At 42.8% G+C, this 21,186-nt stretch carries 16 protein-coding genes and 1 tRNA gene; 2 read left to right on the top strand and 15 right to left on the bottom strand.

The genetic code is table 11. The annotated features are described in order from the left end of the window. Nucleotides 1-7 precede the first annotated feature (7 nt). From AC1XUD_RS07440 to AC1XUD_RS07415, 6 genes are all read right to left on the bottom strand, one after another. Complete coding sequence (locus tag AC1XUD_RS07440) at nt 8-646, bottom strand: bifunctional 4-hydroxy-2-oxoglutarate aldolase/2-dehydro-3-deoxy-phosphogluconate aldolase (RefSeq protein WP_483360345.1); 639 nt, start codon at nt 644-646, stop codon at nt 8-10. 115 nt (nt 647-761) lie between these two features. Then, nucleotides 762-1,736, bottom strand: a complete 975-nt coding sequence (locus AC1XUD_RS07435; RefSeq protein ID WP_483360344.1) for a hypothetical protein — start codon at nt 1,734-1,736, stop codon at nt 762-764. Between the two features lie 152 nt (nt 1,737-1,888). Next, nucleotides 1,889-3,130, bottom strand: coding sequence for a mandelate racemase/muconate lactonizing enzyme family protein (locus AC1XUD_RS07430; RefSeq protein WP_483360343.1), 1,242 nt, complete (start codon nt 3,128-3,130; stop codon nt 1,889-1,891). 63 nt (nt 3,131-3,193) lie between these two features. Continuing rightward, the gene (locus AC1XUD_RS07425) at nt 3,194-4,231 is read right to left on the bottom strand and encodes a LacI family DNA-binding transcriptional regulator (RefSeq protein WP_483360342.1); all 1,038 of its coding nucleotides are present in this window, start codon (nt 4,229-4,231) and stop codon (nt 3,194-3,196) included. A gap of 584 nt (nt 4,232-4,815) precedes the next feature. After that, nucleotides 4,816-6,960 carry a xanthine dehydrogenase family protein molybdopterin-binding subunit gene (locus AC1XUD_RS07420; RefSeq protein ID WP_483360607.1) on the bottom strand — a complete coding sequence of 715 codons (2,145 nt, stop codon included), beginning with the start codon at nt 6,958-6,960 and terminating at the stop codon, nt 4,816-4,818. Beyond that, nucleotides 6,960-7,424 (bottom strand): (2Fe-2S)-binding protein, encoded by a 465-nt coding sequence (locus AC1XUD_RS07415; protein WP_483360341.1) that lies wholly within the window; start codon nt 7,422-7,424, stop codon nt 6,960-6,962. The genes AC1XUD_RS07420 and AC1XUD_RS07415 overlap by 1 nt, the downstream gene beginning before the upstream one ends. A 261-nt stretch (nt 7,425-7,685) precedes the next feature. Here AC1XUD_RS07415 and AC1XUD_RS07410 point away from each other — a divergent pair, with 261 nt between their 5' ends. Further along, entirely contained in the window at nt 7,686-8,525 is an 840-nt protein-coding gene (locus AC1XUD_RS07410) for a Nif3-like dinuclear metal center hexameric protein (RefSeq protein ID WP_483360340.1), read from the top strand. 37 nt (nt 8,526-8,562) lie between these two features. On the opposite strand, the gene AC1XUD_RS07405 is transcribed toward AC1XUD_RS07410, so the two are convergent. From AC1XUD_RS07405 to AC1XUD_RS07380, 6 genes are all read right to left on the bottom strand, one after another. After that, complete coding sequence (locus tag AC1XUD_RS07405; protein ID WP_483360339.1) at nt 8,563-8,976, bottom strand: VOC family protein; 414 nt, start codon at nt 8,974-8,976, stop codon at nt 8,563-8,565. A 181-nt stretch (nt 8,977-9,157) separates the two neighbouring features. Beyond that, nucleotides 9,158-9,231, bottom strand: a tRNA-Pro gene (locus AC1XUD_RS07400). Nucleotides 9,232-9,371: 140 nt separating this feature from the next. Beyond that, entirely contained in the window at nt 9,372-12,803 is a 3,432-nt protein-coding gene (locus AC1XUD_RS07395) for an efflux RND transporter permease subunit (protein ID WP_483360338.1), read from the bottom strand. A 96-nt stretch (nt 12,804-12,899) separates the two neighbouring features. Beyond that, the gene (locus tag AC1XUD_RS07390) at nt 12,900-14,030 is read right to left on the bottom strand and encodes an efflux RND transporter periplasmic adaptor subunit (protein ID WP_483360337.1); all 1,131 of its coding nucleotides are present in this window, start codon (nt 14,028-14,030) and stop codon (nt 12,900-12,902) included. Nucleotides 14,031-14,071: 41 nt separating this feature from the next. Next, nucleotides 14,072-15,439 (bottom strand): TolC family protein, encoded by a 1,368-nt coding sequence (locus AC1XUD_RS07385; RefSeq protein ID WP_483360336.1) that lies wholly within the window; start codon nt 15,437-15,439, stop codon nt 14,072-14,074. Continuing rightward, nucleotides 15,429-16,079, bottom strand: a complete 651-nt coding sequence (locus AC1XUD_RS07380) for a TetR/AcrR family transcriptional regulator (RefSeq protein ID WP_483360335.1) — start codon at nt 16,077-16,079, stop codon at nt 15,429-15,431. The genes AC1XUD_RS07385 and AC1XUD_RS07380 overlap by 11 nt, the downstream gene beginning before the upstream one ends. A 562-nt stretch (nt 16,080-16,641) precedes the next feature. On the opposite strand from AC1XUD_RS07380, the gene AC1XUD_RS07375 reads away from it, so the two are divergent. Then, entirely contained in the window at nt 16,642-18,120 is a 1,479-nt protein-coding gene (locus AC1XUD_RS07375) for a type III PLP-dependent enzyme domain-containing protein (RefSeq protein WP_483360334.1), read from the top strand. A 275-nt stretch (nt 18,121-18,395) separates the two neighbouring features. Here AC1XUD_RS07375 and AC1XUD_RS07370 read toward each other — a convergent pair whose 3' ends face one another. The 3 genes from AC1XUD_RS07370 to AC1XUD_RS07360 form a co-directional block, all read right to left on the bottom strand. Beyond that, nucleotides 18,396-18,917 carry a D-glycero-alpha-D-manno-heptose-1,7-bisphosphate 7-phosphatase gene (locus AC1XUD_RS07370; RefSeq protein WP_483360333.1) on the bottom strand — a complete coding sequence of 174 codons (522 nt, stop codon included), beginning with the start codon at nt 18,915-18,917 and terminating at the stop codon, nt 18,396-18,398. A gap of 3 nt (nt 18,918-18,920) precedes the next feature. Beyond that, nucleotides 18,921-19,955, bottom strand: coding sequence for a uroporphyrinogen decarboxylase (gene hemE / locus AC1XUD_RS07365; RefSeq protein WP_483360332.1), 1,035 nt, complete (start codon nt 19,953-19,955; stop codon nt 18,921-18,923). 173 nt (nt 19,956-20,128) lie between these two features. Next, nucleotides 20,129-20,584, bottom strand: coding sequence for a hypothetical protein (locus tag AC1XUD_RS07360; RefSeq protein ID WP_483360331.1), 456 nt, complete (start codon nt 20,582-20,584; stop codon nt 20,129-20,131). Nucleotides 20,585-21,186: the final 602 nt, after the last annotated feature.

Genomic DNA, 21,186 nt, shown 5'->3' with positions numbered 1-21,186 from the left:
AGAAATGTTAATCCTCGAGGCGGGAGGTGAATTGCTGTATGTGGGCTTTTAACTCATCCCATTTTTTGTTTTTAATAAGCTCTTTATCAAATAATTGGCTTCCGATGCCAAAACCGTCCGCACCTGCCTTTTTGAAGTCCAGTAAATTATGTAAACTCACTCCCCCCGTTGGCAGCAGCTTGATATTATTCAAAGGAGCCTTCACGTCTTTGATATATTCGGGTCCAAGAGAAGTGGCAGGGTATATCTTAATCATCGGCGCGCCCAGCGACCACGCACGGTAAATTTCACTCGGAGTATAGGCTCCCGGGAAAATGGGAATTCCTTTTTTTACGCACGATTTGATTACTTTTTTATCAATAATGGGTGTCACAATAAATTGAGAACCTGCCTCAAGGGCCTCTTCCAGATCGGCTTTATTGCAGACTGTACCCGCTCCAATATTTAATTTTTCAAACTGTTGTTCAATTGCATCACGTATCATATCACTGGCCCCCGACGTGTTCATTGTAATTTCCACCGTAGTCAAACCGGCCTCAATGCAAAGGGGTAATATGGTTTTTACATCCTCTGCGTCCACATTTCTGATAATTCCTACGATGGGCATCTTTTGAAAAAGATCCCACGAAAAAGTATTTTTACTCATTGGTTATGTTTGATATGACTGATTTTAAATAAAGTGATTAGGATATACCAAATCTGAAAGCGATAGATTTCCATCAACTATACTTAGGCATGTAAGCGGTGATTTGTCGGGCAGTCTACTGTTTTGTGTAAAATTCATATTTAATATTCCACTTCGTCACCTCACCCGGTTTTACGGAAATTTTCACGTAAGGTTCGGGACAGGAAGTGGTGGAGCAAGACCAGTACACCAGTTTTTCAATTGGCTGGTCGCCAACGATACGGACCCCGGCGCCTGATTTGATATTCTCTATTTGTAGGTTGTAATCTTTCGATGAATTGGTCAATCCTTTAAGCCCACTACTAAAAACGTTCTCCCCATTTTCGAGTGCTCTGTTGTAGATAATGGACTGGTTTTTAATATCCGCAATCGTACCGAAACCTTTGCCTTCGGCAGCAACGCCAAACGGAAAAGTAGTGGTCATATTCGGACCGGTCGGCTCCTGATCGATTACGAAAAAGTTGTGGTTGTAAGTGCTTGTCTCAATTGCTTTTGCGCCGGTATTTTTCAGGCTATGCTCCAGGACAAGTACAGGCTTGCCTTTTTCGAGTCGGAGCGTTTTTTTGTATTCATAACTATATCCGGCGGCATCGTTGAGGATATGGGTAAATTCAATCCGGTCAGATTTTTTGCTGACACTCCATTTTCCACCATCTTTCAGGTCGTACAGCCGGGCGAAATTATATGGTTTATCATCCGGCTTGACCAATTTACCTACCCCGATTTTGACAAACTCGCTTCCAGCCGGTGCGTCGGTATATCCAAGGGCAACAAACTCTTCCACAGGTCCCATGATAGCGTCATGAAGTTTCGGCGTATTTTGAGCGTTCCATTGCCCGAAATACTGATGACCGTTGTATTCAAGACTATACACAACTCCGGCATGATCGAAACGCAGACCTTGATAGTAGCCGGTTTGCGCGTCGGGAAGATATAGTTTTGCGGTTATTTTTCCATTACTAATCTCAGCAGACGGATATTCGAAACGATAGGATGTTGTTACAAATATGGTAATCAGCAGGATGAGCGCGGGTATAAAAAGCTTCCTCATAAACTGTTCTGTAAAAGATGGATTGGATTACTTATGTAAAAGCAATATTCCTGCGGTTTATCATCCTTCCATCAGAAAAAACCGGCTGAAAGCCTTGGCGATGCGCTGCTCCGATATGCTGGCTGTCTAAACTTACACCGCAAATTGAGCGCTTACCAATTGTGGATTGACCCGTCGGGGCTTTTGAGATATGGATGTGGGTATTGGGTTCTTTCTTTGACCTCCATTACGAACATTGCCTTCTTAGGATCAAATTTTACACCCAGGCCAGGAGCAGGATTGAGGTATAGTTTGCCGTTTTTGAAATGAATATAATCTTCATTGAAGTAGGCAGGACGCTCAGGTTCTCCTCCTCCAAGTTCCATCAGACACCGCGAAGGACTACTGGAGCCAAGGACATGTACCAAAGCCGCCGTAGAAAGTGGTCCTGTAAAATGCGGGATCATTCCCACATAATGCGTTTCGCAGAGTGCGGCAATTTTTTTTAACTCGGCAAGGCCACCCGTGTTGGGAAGTGTAACACGCGTGTAGTCAATCCATCTGTTTTCGATCATTTCATTGATATCCCATCGATCACCAAATTGTTCACCGACGGCTATCGGAACTTTTGTCATCCCGCGTACTTCACGATAGGCTCCGGGATTCTCAGAGCGAATGATATCCTCGACAAAATATGGCTCCATATTTTCAAGAGCCGAGCATATTTTTAATCCGTCGGTCATATCAAATCGAGTATGCAGATCTATGGCCCATTTACCGCCGCCACCAACTGCGCTATCGATCCGTTTACAAAATTCGATCGTTTTCTTGGCGTTGTCATAGAAATCAAAAGGCTCCGTACCATTTCCACCGGTTGGCCCGATCCTGTAGCAGCGCAGCCCTGCGTCGATACAATCACGGGCACGGTCTTCTTCTGTGGTCGCTTTTGAAGCTTTGAAACCCGTTGCATAACACTCCACATAATCTCTCGAGGCACCGCCCATTAATTCATACACGGGAACGCCGAGTGCTTTTCCTTTGATATCCCAAAGAGCCATCTCAATGGCCCCGAGCGCGTGCAATTTTTCACGACCTGGCGGATAGAACATTCCGCGGTACAAGTATTGCCACAAATACTCGATTTTGAAGGGATCTTCACCGATCAGCATCTGGGCACATTGCTCGATCATGTCTTTTGAACCGCCCTCGCCGATGCCGATTATGCCACCGTCCGTTTCAACTTCGACAATACCCCGAGCCTGATTAAACAATGGCTTGTTGTAACCGGGCGCGGCGTAATATCTGATTTTTGTAATTTTAAGCTTGGAGGCCGCCTTCGCATCCTTGAATGGAAAGCTTGTCATTAAAGCGGCTGAGCCCCATAAGGCCGATTGCAGAAAATGTCTTCGCTCCATCAATTTTAAAGGTTTAGGAAAATATCAGTATAAAGTTAATCGATTAAGCAATTTTGTAAATTTTTAAATCGTCACAGTTTTCATTCTTGATGACTCTCTGGCAATCAATTGCGCTTCCATTAGTATTTGCCTCAATCCCTCCTCCGGGTTTTTCAATTTGTTAACTAACATTTCCACGGCGGTTTTACCTAACTGTTCCAGCGGCTGGTGCATGTAGGTAATCGGACAATAGTACAGATCAAAAACCTCTGCTTGTCCAAAACTGACGATCGCGAGATCGTCAGGTACTTTTATTTTTCGCTCGTTGAAATACTTTAATCCATTGATTGCCAGACCATATGTTGTAAATATCAAAGCGTCAGGCCGGGTTTCCATATTCATGATTTCATCAATGGCGACTTTCACTTCTTTTTCAATATGCTCGAACTTAACCTCTTTCAGCCACTCTTCTTTGAACGCTATTTTCCTGTCGCCCAAAGCCTGCTTATACCCTCTGATCCGCTCCTGCATATGCGACATATCCAGTTTATAGGCAATAATGGCAATTCGCGTATATCCTCTGTTGATTAAGTGACTACATGCGTCATAAGAGGCTTTATAGTTATTCGTCACCACAAAATCAGTCTGTATTTCCGGGAAGTGCCTGTCCAGCAACACAAACGGAATGTTTCGTTCTTTCAGATACTTTACCTGATCCTCAGAATTTTCCGAAGATACTATGATGAAACCGTCTAATTGTCTGTTCATCAATACACTAATCAAATCCGAGGACTTCGCTGCACTTTCGTCACAACTTCCAATGATGACAGTATATCCGTATCGCTTTGCTTCGTCCTCAACTACTCTCGCAATATTGGCAAAGAACGGGTTGGATATATCTGCGATGATTAATCCGACCGTAAAGGTTCTACCGCTTCTCAAACTTTTCGCCAGATGATTTGGCTGGTAGTTTAATTCCCTGGCAATCTGCTTGATTTTACTGGCTATATCTTGTCCAACCCTGCTCTCTTTTTCTTTGCCGTTCAGAACATATGACACCAAAGCTGTTGACACACCCGCCTGACGGGCGATATCCTTTAATGAAACCTTTTTTGTACTCATGCGGTGTCGTTAATAAAGGTTATCAAAAGTACATTTAAACGATTAAACAATCCAAACGTCAGTACTATAATTTTATATGTTTTTATAAAATAGTTACAAAAGTGGCTTTCACTTTTTCGTTTGCCCTGTTTGACATTCCTTATGAATCCTCTTTGAATCAGTATCTTAAGACTATCCGGTCGGTGTTTTTGCCTGAACCCGGACTTCTGGATTTGGAAAGATGTCGGTAACATCGGCGACATATGACGAATTGCCGACAGCTTACTAAATCCAATTTCAAACGGGAGACCCAAAGACGATAAGCTATATACGTAATGGTTGATATATTAAGACACTATCCCATATCAATATGTGTGTGAGCAATCGAGAAATTCAAGATTCGGAGGTGGCTATATCTGTTTCAGAATAGCTTTTCAGAGCACAATAATAACAGACATTCGGTAGTAAGTCACTTAGCTGGATAGTGAAATCGGAAATGTTTGTGTATATTTTCTAAAATAAGAAATATCACTTCATTAGACAAAAAATGCCCGCAGAACTTTAGTCCGCGGGCACCATGTTATGTCTGGTAAATCAATTTTGTGTTAAGAAATTCCTTTAAAAGCGTCCTGTTCTATGAAAGGTTGACTTCTTAGACGTTGTTTGGTTGCCTTATAAAATGCGTTTGCAACCGCAGCTCCGGTAGGTGGCAGGGCAGGCTCGCCTAATCCGGTTGGTGATATGCCATTATCGACAAAGTGCACCTCCACTTCGGGAATTTCATTCATTTTAATAAGACGGAAAGCGTTGAAATTGTTTTGATCGGGAACGCCCTCTTTGAAGGTAAGATTACCATACATTGCATGTCCCATACCATCCACTACACCTCCCCGGACCTGCTGTAACGATCCGCTTTTATTAATCACAATACCGCAGTCGACGGCTGCAATTATATTTTTGATCACCGGTTTTCCCTTTTCCAAAACTACTTCACCGACCTGAGCAACATAGGAACGATGCGAAAAATAAACGCTGAAACCCTGATGAACGCCTTTTTTCTTGCCCCAGTTGCTTTTTTCAGCAGCAAGTTTGGTCACGGCGATCAACCTGTCGACATCATATTTAAGTGCACCGACTGGCGACTTTTTTGCTTTTTCCAGTAATTCCAGACGGAATTGAATCGGATCTTTTCCGGCTGCTTCCGCCACCTCATCCAGAAATGCCTGCTCAGCATATGCGAGGAAATTGGTAATCGGAGCACGCCAGGGGCCAGTCGTGATAGCCGATTTATATTCTACCGAATCGATGAGCAAATTATCCACGGCAGAGGATGGGAAGTTGTCTTCGCGGGTTGAATTTCCTGAATTTAGTCCCACACCTCGTAGTTTATAACCTATCATCAGTCCGCTTGCATCTAGTGCTGCCTCAAAACGATATCTTACAGCCGGACGATATATACCTCCAGTCATATCATCTTCTCGAGTCCACATCACCTTGACCGGTGCTTTCACCAATTTGGAAACATGGGCTGCTTCAATTACATAATCAGCAGCTAACCTCCGGCCAAATCCACCGCCTTGCCGGGTGATTTCGACAGAAATTTTTTCTTTCGGAAACCCTGTGATCTTGGCCACCTCGTCTCTGGCCCGATCCGGAGTTTGTGTTGGCCCGATCAATTCCACGCCGTCTTCACGTACATGTGCGAAAAAATTCATGGGTTCCAGTGGGCTATGCGGCAGAAAAGGGCATTGGTATTCGGCTTTTACCGTTTTCGCCGCATTTTTGAATGCAGTTTCCACGTCGCCGTCCTTTCTTCTTACGGTGGCATCGCCGTTGTCGAGCAAATCTTTGAATATGCGATTGTGATCCGTGCTGCTTTCCAGATTGGTCGCATCTTCATACACAATTTTAAGAACTTCCCTTGCTTTCTTAACCTGCCAGGTCGATTTTCCGACCACGGCCACGCTGTTTTCAAATGTGACAACATCAACGATTCCGGGCATGGCCTTGGCCGCTGCTGAATCCACCGATTTAAGTTTCAATCCGAAAGCTTTTGGCCGTTGAACCTGAGCAAACAGCATTCCTTCGCGATAAAAATCGAGGCCGAAAAGAGGTTTCCCAGTTACTATATTATGATTATCGACGTTATTGACAAACTGGCCGATCAATTTGAAATCTTTTTCTTTCTTGAGTTGAACCTCTTTTGGAAGCGTGATTTTTGATGCTTCTTCGGCCAGCTCACCGTAATTAAGTGATTTGTTGGAAGCTTTGTGCCAAACCTTTCCGTTATCAGTAGAACATTCTGCTGCCGGAACTTTCCACCGCTCTGCTGCTGCGGCAACTAAAAGATATCTGGCAGATGCTCCTGCTTTGCGAAGGCGCTCCCACGAATGAGGCACCGCGCCACTTCCACCGGTAACCTGCCTTTCAAATTTGGAATTATCCAGATGGCCCTGAACGGTTTTCACCAGTTTCCAGTCCGCGTCGAGCTCTTCTGCAACGACCATCGGAAAGGCGGTTTTAATTCCCTGGCCAATTTCCGGGTTGGGTGACACGATCGTGATGATATTGTCAGTGCCGATTGAAAGGTAACTGTTAAAAGGAACAAGTCCTGCTGAGATATTAGCGGGATCAACAACTACAGAAATATCATCTTGTCCTGACCAGTTAAAACCCAAAAACAGTCCACCGGCTGCGAGAGAAGAGAATTTTAGAAACCCTCTTCTGGAAGTTTGATCTATATTTTGCATCATTTTTCAGATTTAGAGGCTGCTACTTTTACCGCTTCCCGAATTCTGTGGTAGGTTCCACACCGGCAAATATTCCCGCTCATGGCAGTTACTATCTCGCTTTCGGTTGGTTTTGGTTTTTCTTTTAAAAATGCAGCCGCAGTCATGATTTGTCCGGCCTGGCAATAACCACATTGAGCTACATCCACTTCCTCCCACGCCTTTTGTACAGGGTGGTCGCCTTTTTCAGATAAGCCCTCAATCGTTGTTACATTGGATTTTCCCACAGCCGAAACTGGTAATACGCATGATCTTACCGCACTTCCGTTTAAATGAACCGTGCAGGCACCACATTGAGCGATTCCGCAACCAAATTTGGTTCCGACCAACCCAAGATTGTCACGAAGAACCCATAGTAACGGAGTGTCTGCGGCAACGTCCGCCTCATATGTCCGTTTGTTAACTGAAAGCTTAAATAATGCCATGGTGATGAGTTGTATATTAACGTATTGATACAAAACTATTTACGAAGCTGTTCCACAATTCAAGTTACAAAACCAGTTTTCAAGACGCAACAATCTTTGAGATTTTGGTCGAATAGTATAGATCCTGCTCGCTTAACAAACGAGATATATGAACATTGAATTGTTTGGTAAAGTAAGCAGACATATATCCTGTCTTTACTCATGCATCAGGCTTAACTTGGATATAATTTTCACAAATCACATATGGGAAGCTCAAGACGCATGAAAAAAGTACTAATGATTGCCCTATTGGCAATGGGGAGTTACACGTTGAAAGCCCAGGTAACTGCAAATCAGGTTATTAATACCATCAAAAAAGAAGTCAATTGTCCGTGGAATGCAGTGACGGTCGACGAATTTAAAGCCGGAAACCCGAACACTAACGTTACAGGCATTGCTACTACATTTATGGCGACGTTGGAGGTGTTAAAACGGGCGAAATCACAAGGATTAAACCTTGTTATAACGCATGAACCTACTTTCTACGGCCATACGGACGACTTGAAAGCACATGAGTCAGATCCGATTCAGATTGAAAAACTGAAGTTTATTAAAGATAATGATATGGTCGTCTGGCGGTTTCATGATCACCTTCATCAGAATAAGCCGGATATGATATATGAAGGTTTTCTGGATCAAACCGGCTGGAAGAAGTATCAGCAATCCGATGCCCGGTTTTTAGAAATCCCGTCGGCTAGTTTGAGAACGATTGTGCAACATTTAGAAAAAACATTGGTTGCGAAAACGATGCGGATCGTCGGGAATCCTGATGCCAGGTTTAGCAAAGTTGGATTGGTATTGGGTGCTGCTGGCTCGGGAGCGCATTTTCAGACTTTAAGAAGCGATCAATGTGAACTGCTGATTGTGGGAGAAAGCAATGAGTGGGAGACAGTGCCCTATGTTCAGGATGCGATCAAAGAAGGAAAAAATAAGGCTTTAATTGTAATGGGGCATGCTGACTCCGAAGAACCGGGTATGGTGAATGTTGCGAAGTGGCTGAAGGGTTTTTATCCCAATTTGAAAATAGAATTTGTAAAGGCGGGAAATCCGTTCTGGCATTAACAAATTGGGCGGTCGCTTGGGGCCGCCCTTTTTAATATCACGCCAAAACTTTATCACATTCGACAATCCAATTTTTACCGAACCGGTCTGTTAGCGCTCCGATCAGTCCAAAGAACATTTCATGTATTGGCTGAGTCTTTACACCTCCCGCTGACAGCTTTTCGTAGCAATCCATCGTCTCAGCTTCATCTTTGAATACCAGGCACATATTCATTCCATTTCCATCAACAAGTTTAGTTGGGTTCATGTCACTGCCCATTATTTCCAGGGCGCCCGTGTTCAGTGTTGAATGCAGAATGGCATCTTTCATGGAAGCAGGCACCTGATCGGCAATCGGAGATTCGCCAACCGTTTGAAAATAAAGCTCACCACCCAATATGGATTGATAAAAATTCATTGCTTCGCGACAAGTTCCGTCGAAATTTAAGTATGGACTCAGTCTAGGTTTCATATCAGGTGGTTTTAAGTGAAAATCAATTGATTGTGTATTGCAAACTTAATTTCAAATCTAATTAATTACGCTGTTTGGTTAGGACAATTTAGAGGCAATTCAGGACAATGTTAGTGATGGGGAAGAAAATAAAAAAGACAAAAACCCGGTCAATTCGATTAGGTTTTTGTCTTTTAATTCGTCGGGATGACAAGATTCGAACTTGCGACCCCCAGCACCCCATGCTGGTACGCTACCGGGCTGCGCCACATCCCGTTCTTTAAATTATATGCTATACGGTCTCGCCCGATATGCACTTCAAGGGTTGCAAATCTAATAAGCTTTTATAAAAAATGTGCATTCAGAATCAGAAGAATTTCGGACCTGAATGCACACCTATATAGACTAACAAAAGCCTAGATACTCTCTTCCTGCCAGTTAGGATTCACAACTTCTGGTTCACTTTTTCTGAACCATTTGTCGCGGATTCTTTCGTTGGTATAGTACATACACGGCACGATTACCAGGGTAAGTATCGTAGAGAAAGTAAGTCCAAAGATGATCGTCCAGGCAAGGATATTCCAGAATACCGCACTCGGTCCGCCCACAATCAGGTGAGGTGAAAGATCTCTGAAAAGACCTACAAAATCGACGGTCAAACCAAACGCCAATGGGATAAGACCCAGAACCGCTGCCGAAGCTGTCAATAAAACAGGAGTCAAACGAATGGCACCGCCTTCTATAATTGCCTCACGCATCGGATATCCCCTTCCACGGAGTTCTTCAATAAACTCGATAAGGAGGATACCATTCTTCACCACAATACCGGCAAGGGCGATGATACCAACACCAGACATGATAATCGAGAAATCCTTGTTGAAAATGATAAATCCAAGTAATACCCCAATCAGTGAAAGAAGGATTGTGAAGAAGATAATGAACGGCTTAATTACAGAGTTAAACTGAGTTGCCAGAATTAGATAGATCAAGAGAATTGCAGCACCGAATGCTGTTCCCAAAAACGCCATCGACTCGTTTTGTTCTTCCTGCTCACCACCCATTTTGATAGTGTAGCCGTTCGGAACTTTCATGTCGCTAATCTCCTGTTCAATTTGCGCCACAATTTCGTTCGCGTTATATCCCGGCAAAACATCTGATCCCAATGTCACGATACGACTTTGATCCTTACGGTTAATCTGACTAAAAGTAGTTGAATAGCTTATATTGGCCACAGACGTAATAGGTACCTGGCGCAATGCTCCACCCATGTTCATATCACGATATACGATATTCAGACTGAGCAGTTTCTCAATATTTTCGCGATCGTTTTTATCAAGACGAACCATGATCGGATATTCATCTTTATCATCTCTGAATTTGGATACTTCCAATCCGAAAAGTGCAGTTCTTACCGAAAGCGCGATTTGAGACGAGCTAATACCTTCGCGTTGCGCTTTTTCACGGTCGATGTTGATTACAATCTCCGGTTTGTTGGTAACAAGATCGGATCTGAGTTGATCAATACCTTCAATTCCGGAAAGTGCAATTTTATTGAGCACATCTTTTTCCAGTTTTTGTAGTATTGAAAAGTCATCTCCCGAGATCTCCACCGATATAGGCTTTCCTGTCGGTGGTCCAACTGCCTCACGTTCAACCGATATTTCAGCGCCCGGAATTCCTGAAACAGCATCTCTAATCTTATTGAGAATTTCCATTGTCGACCTTCCGCCGCGTTCTGTTCCGTATACGAAAGCTACGGTAACTTTTGATTTATGAGGAGTGGCAGCTCGATCCGGATTATATGGATCACCGGCATTTTTACCAATGTTGGCAATAACGGAGTTCACAATGCCCATCGCATCTTCCTTTTGCAATACTTCAAAAACCTTTTTCTCGATGACTTTCGTTACGGAGTCGGTTACTCGGGCGTCGGTACCAATCGGCAGTTTGTTATAAACATATACGTAATCGGGATCACCACTTGGGAAGAACAATACCTGTGGTTTTACAATACCAGTCAACACGAAAGTAAATATGAATAATACAACCATTGCAAGAATCGCAAACACCGGACGCCATCCACGTAGCAACCAATCGATCAAATTACGATATCCGTTTTTGAGAGCGGGTAACAATCTGTCCTGAAAAGGGACAAGGATTCTCGGTGTTAATATATAGTGATTGAAAACGTACAAGATCAATAACATCACGAAGAAGTTTCCGAAACCACGGTCAAACACGTATCCAAGTGCTGCAGCGACTGCAAGAATGATCAGCGGTCGGCGAATCGCTTTGATGCTAGTATCGTGCGCTTCTTTCTCATCTTCATGGCGACCCATAAACGACACAGCGAAAACCGGGTTCATTACATATGCCACGAACAGAGACGCAAAGAGCGTGATGATGAGCGTGAGCGGCATGAATTTCATAAACTCCCCGACTATACCCGTCCAGAAAAGAAGCGGGAAGAAAGGTGCAATGGTAGTTAATGTACCTGATAATACCGGGATAAATACCTCACCAGCAGCAGCTTTCACGGCTTGTTGGATCGTCCAGTCGCGGTGCATATTGAAGAGACGGTGGGTGTTTTCGATAACCACAATCGCATCATCTACCACCAATCCGATACCGAGCAGAAATGCAAACAAAACGATCGTGTTCAAAGTAAACTCCGTACCTACCATCGGTCCGATGAGTGGCATCATTACGAATGCAACCAATGCGGAAAGCGGAACCGAAAGACCGACAAATATCGCATCACGGATACCCATGAAGAACATCAATACCATTACAACGAATATAAATCCAAGTACAACGGTGTTTATCAAATCATGAAGATCGGCGCGCGTTTGTACTGACTGGTCAGCTGTTATTTTGATATCCAGCCCCGCAGGGAAACGATCCGCTTTATATTGATCGATAAGTGCTTCAATTTTATCAGAAGCTTCTACCAGGTTTTCACCAGATCTTTTAATTACGTTCAGCGTGATTACAGACTTGTTATCCAACCTTGCAAAATCTTGCTGTTCTTCAAAGTTGTCCGTCACTTCTGCAATATCACCCAGCCTTACTACTGCGCCGGTACCAGTTCTGATTCTGATATTTGCCATTTGGGCTACATCCGAGTATTCACCTTTTACGCGTAATGTTCTTCTAACCCCTTTGACATTCAGTTCACCTCCCGAAACGTTGATGTTTTCGCCTTGAAGTGCAGTTTGAATATCATAAAAAGTAAGACCGGTAGACTGCATACGAGCGAGGTTAACGTTGATCTGTATCTCGCGATTCAACGCGCCAAGTATATCGACGCGGGTGATTTCGGGCAAGCCTTCTATACCATCCTGAAGATCTTCAGCATATTCTTTTAGTTGTTTCAGCGAGAAATTGCCCGCCATGTTCACGTTCATAATCGGGAATTCCGAGAAGTTCACGTCCTGAGCGGTTGGGCCTGAATCAAGATCCGTCGGCAAATCGGTTTTCGATTTGTCAATCGCATCTCTGACTCTCTGGAGAGCAACTTCAACCGGTACGTCCGGCGTGAATTCTACAAGAATTACCGAAACATCCTGCAATGCATTTGATTTTACTTTTTTTACACCGTTAAGCGACTTCAGCTGTTTTTCAATCGGTTTGTTAATCGTGTTTTCGATATCGGCCGGTGCTGTTCCGAAGTAGACCGTATTGATATAGATCTGCGGGATCTTAATATCCGGAAATTGTTCCTTCGGTAGATTGCTATATACCAGAAACCCCGCCAAAGTAATGATGAACGTAAAGATGTAGATCGTAGTCCTGTTCTCAACGCACCAGTTGGTAAAGCCTAAGGTTTTATATTCTTCAAATTTCATGAGAATTCTGAAAGTTAAATGTTGTGGGATGGCAGAGGGGTAAGGGCAGTGGGCATCAGGAGAACCCCGCAGCCTTCGCCCCATCCCCTATGCTCATTAAAATGATATTACCTGGCCGTCCGAAACGTCCTGATATCCTAGCGTAATCAACTGGTCGCCAGCGGAAAGTCCTTGCAAAATTTCCACTTTGCCATTGTAGCTCAAGCCAGTTTTAACCTCCTTAGCTTTTGCGATTTTCTTATTTCCTTCTGTTACCGCCACATATACCAGATGGCCATTCTCTGTGTTCTGCACATAGTTTTGATCAATCACCAGCGCATCTTTTTTAGTAACGTCGTTGATCTGAACCTGAGCCATCATATTCGGCTTCAGTGCAGGATCTGAAGGTAAATTAGCTTCAATTAAGAAAGTACGGGAAAGAGGATCGACGGCGGTACCAACGAAAGATACTCGTGCTTTAAATTCCTTCGACAGATCCGGGAATTTTACGATCACTTCATCGCCTTTTCTGACACTTGCAGAAAAAACATCCGAAACTTTGGCTATCACCTTCAGGTTGCTCAGGTTCACAATTCTCACAACGCCCATACCAGGTGAAGCCATCTCGCCCACTTTTACATTTACCTGATCAACTACCCCCGACATAGGAGACACGATCTTGTTTTGTGAAAGCTGGGTGTGGAGCGTAGTCAATTTTTTCTCCAATGCTTCCTTGTTATTTTTTGCTTGAAGGAATTGAATTTCAGTACCAATTTTTTGATCCCACAGGTTTTTCTGTTTCTCAAAAATTGTATTAGCCAGAGACAACTGCGTTTTTACTTCTTCGATAGATTCTGTCAAAATGCTGTCATCGATCTTTCCAATCACCGTGCCGACATTTACGCGATCGCCTTCGCGAACGTACATCGCCGTTACCGCTCCGCCTGATTTTGGGGTTACCAAGACGTTATTTTTCGCATCAACAGTTCCCTGAAGCTCAACAAAGTGTCTGAAAGTTTCAGGATTAAGCGCACCTACCGATACTACTTTTGCCTTTGTATTGTCCTTTTTTGGTTCAAGCTTGGCTATCTCCAACTCAAGTGCCTTGATCTTCTTTTCGGTCTCGGCCTGAGAAGTTTTAAGTTCGGCCAATTCTGCTTTTTTTCCTTCCACACCCGATTTTTTTTCACCACCACAAGCGAAAAAAAGTATTGAGAGGGTTGCTATGTATAGAATATTCTTTCTCATGTATGTAAATAGTAAATGTCTGTTATGGGTTTGATTTTTGGTTATTCCTGCAATTCAGTGTAAAGCTCTCCCTTGGCTTTTGTAAGGTCTACACGTGCAATGACAAGATCAAAAAGGGCAGTGAAATAGTTGGTTTGCGACTCTCTTAGCGAAGATTCAGCGTTGACTACTTCAATGTTGGTTCCTACACCTTCCTTATATTTGATTTTGGTAACACGTACCACTTCTTTCGCCAATGCAAGATTTTGTTCCTGCGTTTGTAATGCGGAGAACGCATTGTTCATCACAATCGAAGCTTGTTTTGCCTCAAGATCAATGGATTGCTCCAATAATTTTTGACCATTTGCAAGTTTGTCCAGAGCTACTTTTTTCTGTTGGATCTGATATTTCTTCGTGAAACCATCGAAAATCGGAATCGCCAGGTTGAGTGTCAAAGCCGAACTATTAAACCATTTCGTTGAAAACATGTTACCGAATACATCCTGACCATTGTTATGCCCGTAGCCGAGTGATGCGGATAGTACAGGCAGGTAGCCTGTCTTGATGCTCCTCAAATCAAGATCGGCCAATTTGGTCTGCGTGGACAAAATCGAATATTCAATCCTGTTGGAATAGGTCACCTGCGGATGGCTCATGTCGTTTTTCAATTTGGAAATATTGACATCCGAAATTTTGTTGGTTAGTTCTATCGGCGTTTCCAATGACATGCCCATCTGGAATTTCAAAAGAGCATAGCTTAACTCGATCAGGTTTTGCACCTTTTGCCTTTCCACCTTAAGATTGTTTACCTGTACCTCAAGGCGGTTTACGTCAAGAAGCTCCACAAAACCATTTTGATTCATGATCTTGGTTTCTGCAAGCAGTGAATCAAGACGTTCAATATTGCGATCAATTACTTTGGCATTTTCTTCTGCAACCTGTACAGAATAGTACGCCTTGGTTACAGATTCCGCAATACCTATTTTGGTTTGCTGCACGTTCTTTTGGGTCAACTCGCGATACGTTGCTGCTGCTTTCAGACCAACCAGGTAAGTGCCGTTAAAAAGTAACTGGTTCCAGGTTGCGGATGCCGATCCTTGGTAATGTACCCCAAACTTAACGGCAACCGGAGGCGAATCAGCAGCACCACCAGCAAAAGATCCGGGAAGAAAGAATCTTTGAATGATGATGTTATCTATAAAGCTTGCGTTTGCGGTGACCTGAGGTAGGCCGATCGCTTTCGTCTCGCCGATTTTTGCTTCTGCGGATGTAACGTCGAGTTCAGAATTTTTGACGTTCAGGTTATGGAGCAAGGCGTAATTGACGGCTTCTTTCACGGAGTATTGTGCGGGTTGAGCCCTTGATGGCAACACACACAATAGCACACAGAGCAACAATAATGTGCTTCGTATTATCTGTTCATTTTTCATGGGTGTTAATTTCAATTGGTAATTTGAATTGTTTGGAATTGTAATAGTTGTAACCTTTTTCTGTTAAAAGACCCCTCAGATAATGATGCACAAACTGAATCTGGATGTCCATCATATTATAGTTCTTCGGGGGGAAAATTGTCGGATCAAACGCAAGTTCAATCTGTTCCATTCTCAATGTTGCCAGGATATCCACATTCAAGTCTTTGTGATAATAGCCTCCTTCAATACCTCTGTAGAGATTATCCTTAAGGCTGTTCAGCACAAAGTCATTTTTGTAAGATGCGAACATCTGCCATGCTTTGGGGTAATACTTTTTCAGATCATACATTAGCACTGGATTCATATTGGCCAGGTAAGATTGCATTTGCTCGGAGGTCTGAAGCATCTCGTCGATAGGGTTCGATGTGGCTTCCTCCACTCTCTGAATTTCACATTTTTGAGTGGCTAGTTCATGACTGATCGCATGTTCCAGAATGGCTTCTTTATCAGGGAAATGCTGATAAATAGTCCTTTTGGATATGCCCTGATCATGAGCAATGTCATCCATCGTTATGCTTTTGATGCCGTATCTCCAAAACAAGGACAAAGCGGCTTGTATAATTCTCTCTTTCACGAAACAAAGCTGTACTTTTTCCATCAAAAAAACTAAGAAAACTTTAAAGTTCTTCAAAGTTTTTTGTGAACAATTATCGAACGGTTGGCTGTATAAACGTTTGTGACCGGTAAGATACTTTAAATAGTATTATTTCAATATTTAAAAGAACAAAACAGGCTGTTCACGGATTTGAATTTTACCGTGGAAATAAGCACTCAAAACCTGCGATTTTTAAGTAAATTGATGAACGAGCTAAATACCTGCTGAGGGAATAAAATAAGTACATGCTCCAACTTTGGCATGTTAAAGGTAAATGTGATAAGATGCTGAGAGCAAGGGAAAGAGTATCAACTATATGTTTTGTGATTTGAACGTCAGGATTTGGAGGATAAACGACTTTTTTGATGGAATGATTTATTAAAAACGGATGTTTGGAAAAGACGTGTTTTATATTGAATTTTCCGCCCCTTTTTACAAAACACCCGCAATTGAATGATTCAGGGTTTTTAATTGATAACTTTGGTAGTCAGGGGGCAACAAAGATTTAAAACCCCCGTTAATTTATACTCACGATTTTTAAATAGCAATCCGCGAAAATAAATAAATGAAAAGCTACATTGACCTGATTCAGCAGACGTTCGAGTTCCCAACGATGGAGTTTAATGTTGACAATAATGAATTGCTGTTCAACAATGTACCCCTGATGGATATCATCAAGGAGCACGGTACACCTTTGAAACTAAACTACCTTCCCAAGATTGGAGAGCATATTGAGAACGCCAATATGTTTTTCAGAAATGCTTTTAAAAGGCATAACTACAAGGGAAGCTATACCTACTGCTATTGTACAAAGTCGTCGCACTTCAGCTTTGTGCTGGAGGAAGCGCTGAAACATAACGTGCACCTGGAGACTTCTTCGTCTTTTGATATTCCGATCATCAGAGAGCTATATCGACGCGGTAAGTTGAATAAGAATATGTATATCCTGGCCAATGGATTCAAGCGTCCGCTGTACACACAATATCTGAGCGAATTGATCAACGAAGGCTTTAACTGCATTCCGATTCTCGATAACCTGAAGGAAATTGAGGCATATGAGAAGCTGGTAACTGCGGATTCGGTCAATCTGGGTATCCGGATTGCGACTGATGAAGAGCCAAACTTTGCTTTTTATACGTCGCGGTTGGGTATCAGATATAACGATGTGCAGGAGCTGTACAAAGAGAAGATTGCCACCAATCCGAAGTTCAAGCTGAAAATGCTTCACTTCTTCATTAATACTGGTATAAAGGATAGTGCATATTACTGGAGTGAGTTGACTCGCTTTATGTTTAAGTACTGTGAGATGAAGAAGATCTGTCCTGATCTGGATTCAATCGATATCGGGGGCGGTCTTCCGATTCAGACTTCGTTGCAATCAAACTACGATTATCAGCAAATGATTGACGAGATCGTTGAGAATATCCAGTGGATCTGTAATAAAAATATGGTACCGGTTCCGCATATCTTTACGGAATTCGGAAGTTATACTGTAGGAGAAAGTGGTGCAGTTATATATGAAGTGATCGATAAAAAGCTTCAAAATGATAAGGAGCTGTGGTATATGATCAATGGGTCGTTTATCACACAGCTACCTGATTCGTGGGGAATGAACCAGAAGTATATCATGCTTCCGATCAACAACTGGGACAATCCATATCAAAAGGTTAACCTTGGCGGTTTGACTTGCGACTCGCAGGATTTTTACAATACAGAGATGCACAGTGCGGATTTATATATGCCGATTTTTGAAGATAATGAACCTCAGTATATCGGATTTTTCCATACGGGCGCTTATCAGGAATCTTTGGGCGGATATGGCGGAATCCAGCATTGTTTGATTCCCGCTCCAAAGCATGTGCTGGTGGATAAGGACGAAGACGGTAAGATTATAACCAAAGTTTTTGCAAACGAACAAAATAGTGATTCAATGCTTCGTATCCTTGGTTTTAAAGATGAGTCCTACGTGGCACCACTTGATAAATCCAAGAAGGAAAACGGCCAGGCATTGGAAGAAGAGGAACTGGTAGAAACAAAAATTTGAAGAATTATATAAAGTTCTTTTAATGAGTTCGTTACTATATCGTAAAACGATTCTTGTTAAAAGAACTTTTTTAATAAATTTGTCCTATAATATAAATCTGAGGGTGAAGCGAGCGGATTTCTCAGGAAAAACTAACATAACGTAAGATGAAAAAATTGGCTTTACTTCTTGGAATCTGTGGCGTACTTGCATTTTCCTCATGTACAAAGCATGCTTGTCCCGCATATGGATCAGTACAAAAGGCAGCTCCAGCACCAGTAGCTGACAGAGCTTGATTACGATTGTTTAAGAATAATCTCGACTGCTGCCCGTAAACTTGCAGCCGAAAAATCGCCTGCAGATCTTTCCGTTTCAGGAATAATTTGAATGGTTCTCAATCCCATTTTCTTACCTGCCTGCATATCCCTCTCACGGTCACCTATCATCCAGGATAGTGCGGTGTCTATATTATATTTTGCCACAGCCTTTTCAAGCAAAAGAGAATCCGGTTTTCTGGATAATGATTCTCCGGAATGAGCAGGATGATCTGGAGAAAAGTATAAATCATCCAGCGCATTATCAGATACCTTCTGCATAATTTCGTGAATCTGATATACCGCGTGATCCGTATATAAACCCTTGGCAATTCCGGCCTGGTTGGTAATTACGATCAAGAGGTATCCTTCTGCTTTCAATATTTTCAAAGCTTCAGGCACGCCTTCGGGTATTACGAGATCTTCAGTTTTATAAAGGTAATCATTGAGATCCTCATTCAGAACGCCATCGCGGTCCAGAAAAATGCATTTTGACTTGGGCATTACTTATCTTTTAGTTGACGAATATTCTTTAACGGTTTCAATAAAGCAACGCACTTTATCAGGGTCGGTGTCAGGATATACACCGTGGCCAAGATTGGCGATATAAGAATGGCCGTCAAATTCGTCCACCATTTTCTTTACTTCTTTTCTGATCTGATCGTACGAAGCATACAATACGCAAGGATCCAGATTTCCCTGAAGTGTTTTATTCGGAATCAGTTTTTTCGATTCCGCGATATCCATATTCCAGTCCAAACCTACTACGGAACACGGCAGCTGGCCGATTTCTTCTCTTGCAAAAAAGGCACCTTTTGCGAAGACTGTCACCGGAACTTCTGTTATTGCATTGCAAATTTGCTTGATATACGGAAGCGAGAATTCGCGATATTGAGCCGGCGACAATATCCCGGCCCAGGAGTCAAATATCTGAAGGAGATCCGCACCGGCGACAGCCTGCGCTTTTAGATATGCGATTGTGCTATCTGTAATTTGTTGAAGCAAGGCGTGAGAGAACTCAGGATTTGCATACAAATGCTTTTTTGCAACAGAAAACGTTTTGGAACCTTTACCTTCTGTCATATAACAGAAAATGGTAAACGGTGCCCCAGCGAACCCGATCAGCGGAACGCGGCCGTTCAATTCTCTTTTTGTGATTCTTATCGCTTCAAGTACATATCCCAGATCATCCTCAGGTTGAGCAATATGAAGACTCTTCAAATCCTCAATCGTATGAACGGTCTTCGGAAAAACCGGACCTCTTTGCTCCACCATTTCGTATGGTAAACCCATACCTTCGGGTACCACAAGAATGTCAGAGAATATTATGGCTGCATCCACACCCAGCAGATCCACAGGTTGGATCGTAACTTCGGCCGCTAGTTCCGGCGTGGTGGCGAGTTGGATAAAACTTCCGGCTTTTTCTCGTACCGCACGATATTCTGCGAGTATTCTTCCAGCCTGGCGCATCATCCATACGGGCGTGCGTTCGGTCTTTTCTCCGCGAGCTGCCCTAAGCAAAAGGTCATTTTTCAAATTCATGCCGCAAAGGTAGGGCGAAATTTGTTGTTTGGAAGCTTTTAGCTGTCAGCTTTTAGCCATTAGTGTTGGAACTATGTTGATTATAATGCAATTATTGATTTTTTGCTACCTAATTGTCGAGATATCCGAATCTGCAATTATTCCTGACTTGCAGTTTTCCGGGTATTTTCTTTCTACTCGGCTCTGTTATAGATCAGGCCGGGGCCGTCGCATGCCTGCCAGGTGCTTTTGAGTTCATTCGTTCCACTAAAAACTAATTCTTCATCTAAGGTGGCCAAGCAATTGCCTATAAGGCTGGTTTCCGCCTCATGATGCAGAATTATATAATTAGTGGGGGTGCTGCTTCGAACAGAGTAAGTGCCATGTACTGTTTGAGATACACCCTTTCGATCTCGCGTTTTGGAGAAAGTACTGTCAGCGTTCAAAATGTAAAGCTCCTGGTAATCCATATCCTTACCTTTTGCTGGCGGGATATTCGCAACATTCCCCTTCATGGAAACAAGCACCCATTTCTGAGGGAATTGACTTTGAACGAATGTTTTAGCGAGGTTTTCCTGCTCTTGATAATCTTCTTTACATGAAGAGAAGATACAAAGGAATGTGATAAAGAGCAATGCAAGATTTTTCATGGCCGAAGGTTTTGGGATAAGGGATATATTATCCGATGGACACAAAAAAGTAGGTTTTAGTTGGAAGGCTTACCGCCGCCAAACTTGTCACGCTAACTTCGATTTGCAATCGAAGTTGTATGGTAAAGCGTTTGCAACGCGAATGATTTGTACAATAACTTCCTCGTAAAAGTCTCCAACTGCAAGTCTTATCACGTCTGGGAGTTTTTTGGCAAATTGAAGGAATTTTGCAAACGATTGATAATTAACAAATTATGTGTTTGTTGCGTTGCAAACGCTTAACCATTGCGAACCGATTACAAATCGGTTCGAGCCCCGCTCGAGTCCCATTCGAGCCGCCGTTTACAACATCGCAAGTTCTAAAAACGACCGCGCTAACTTCGATTTGCAATCGAAGTTGTATGGCAAAGCGTTTGCAACGCGAATGATTTGTACAACAACTTCCTCGTAAAGTCTCCGACTGCAAATCTTATCACGTCTGGGAGCTTTTTGGCAAATTGAAGGAATTTTGCAAACGATTGATAATTAACAAATTATGTGTTTGTTGCGTTGCAAACGCTTAACCATTGCGAACCGATTACAAATCGGTTCGAGCCCCGCTC

Source organism: Dyadobacter sp. HNCC25DJ184 (assembly GCF_056895215.1).
Note: the sequence above shows the minus strand (reverse complement) of the source record. Positions and strands in the feature narration are given on the sequence as shown.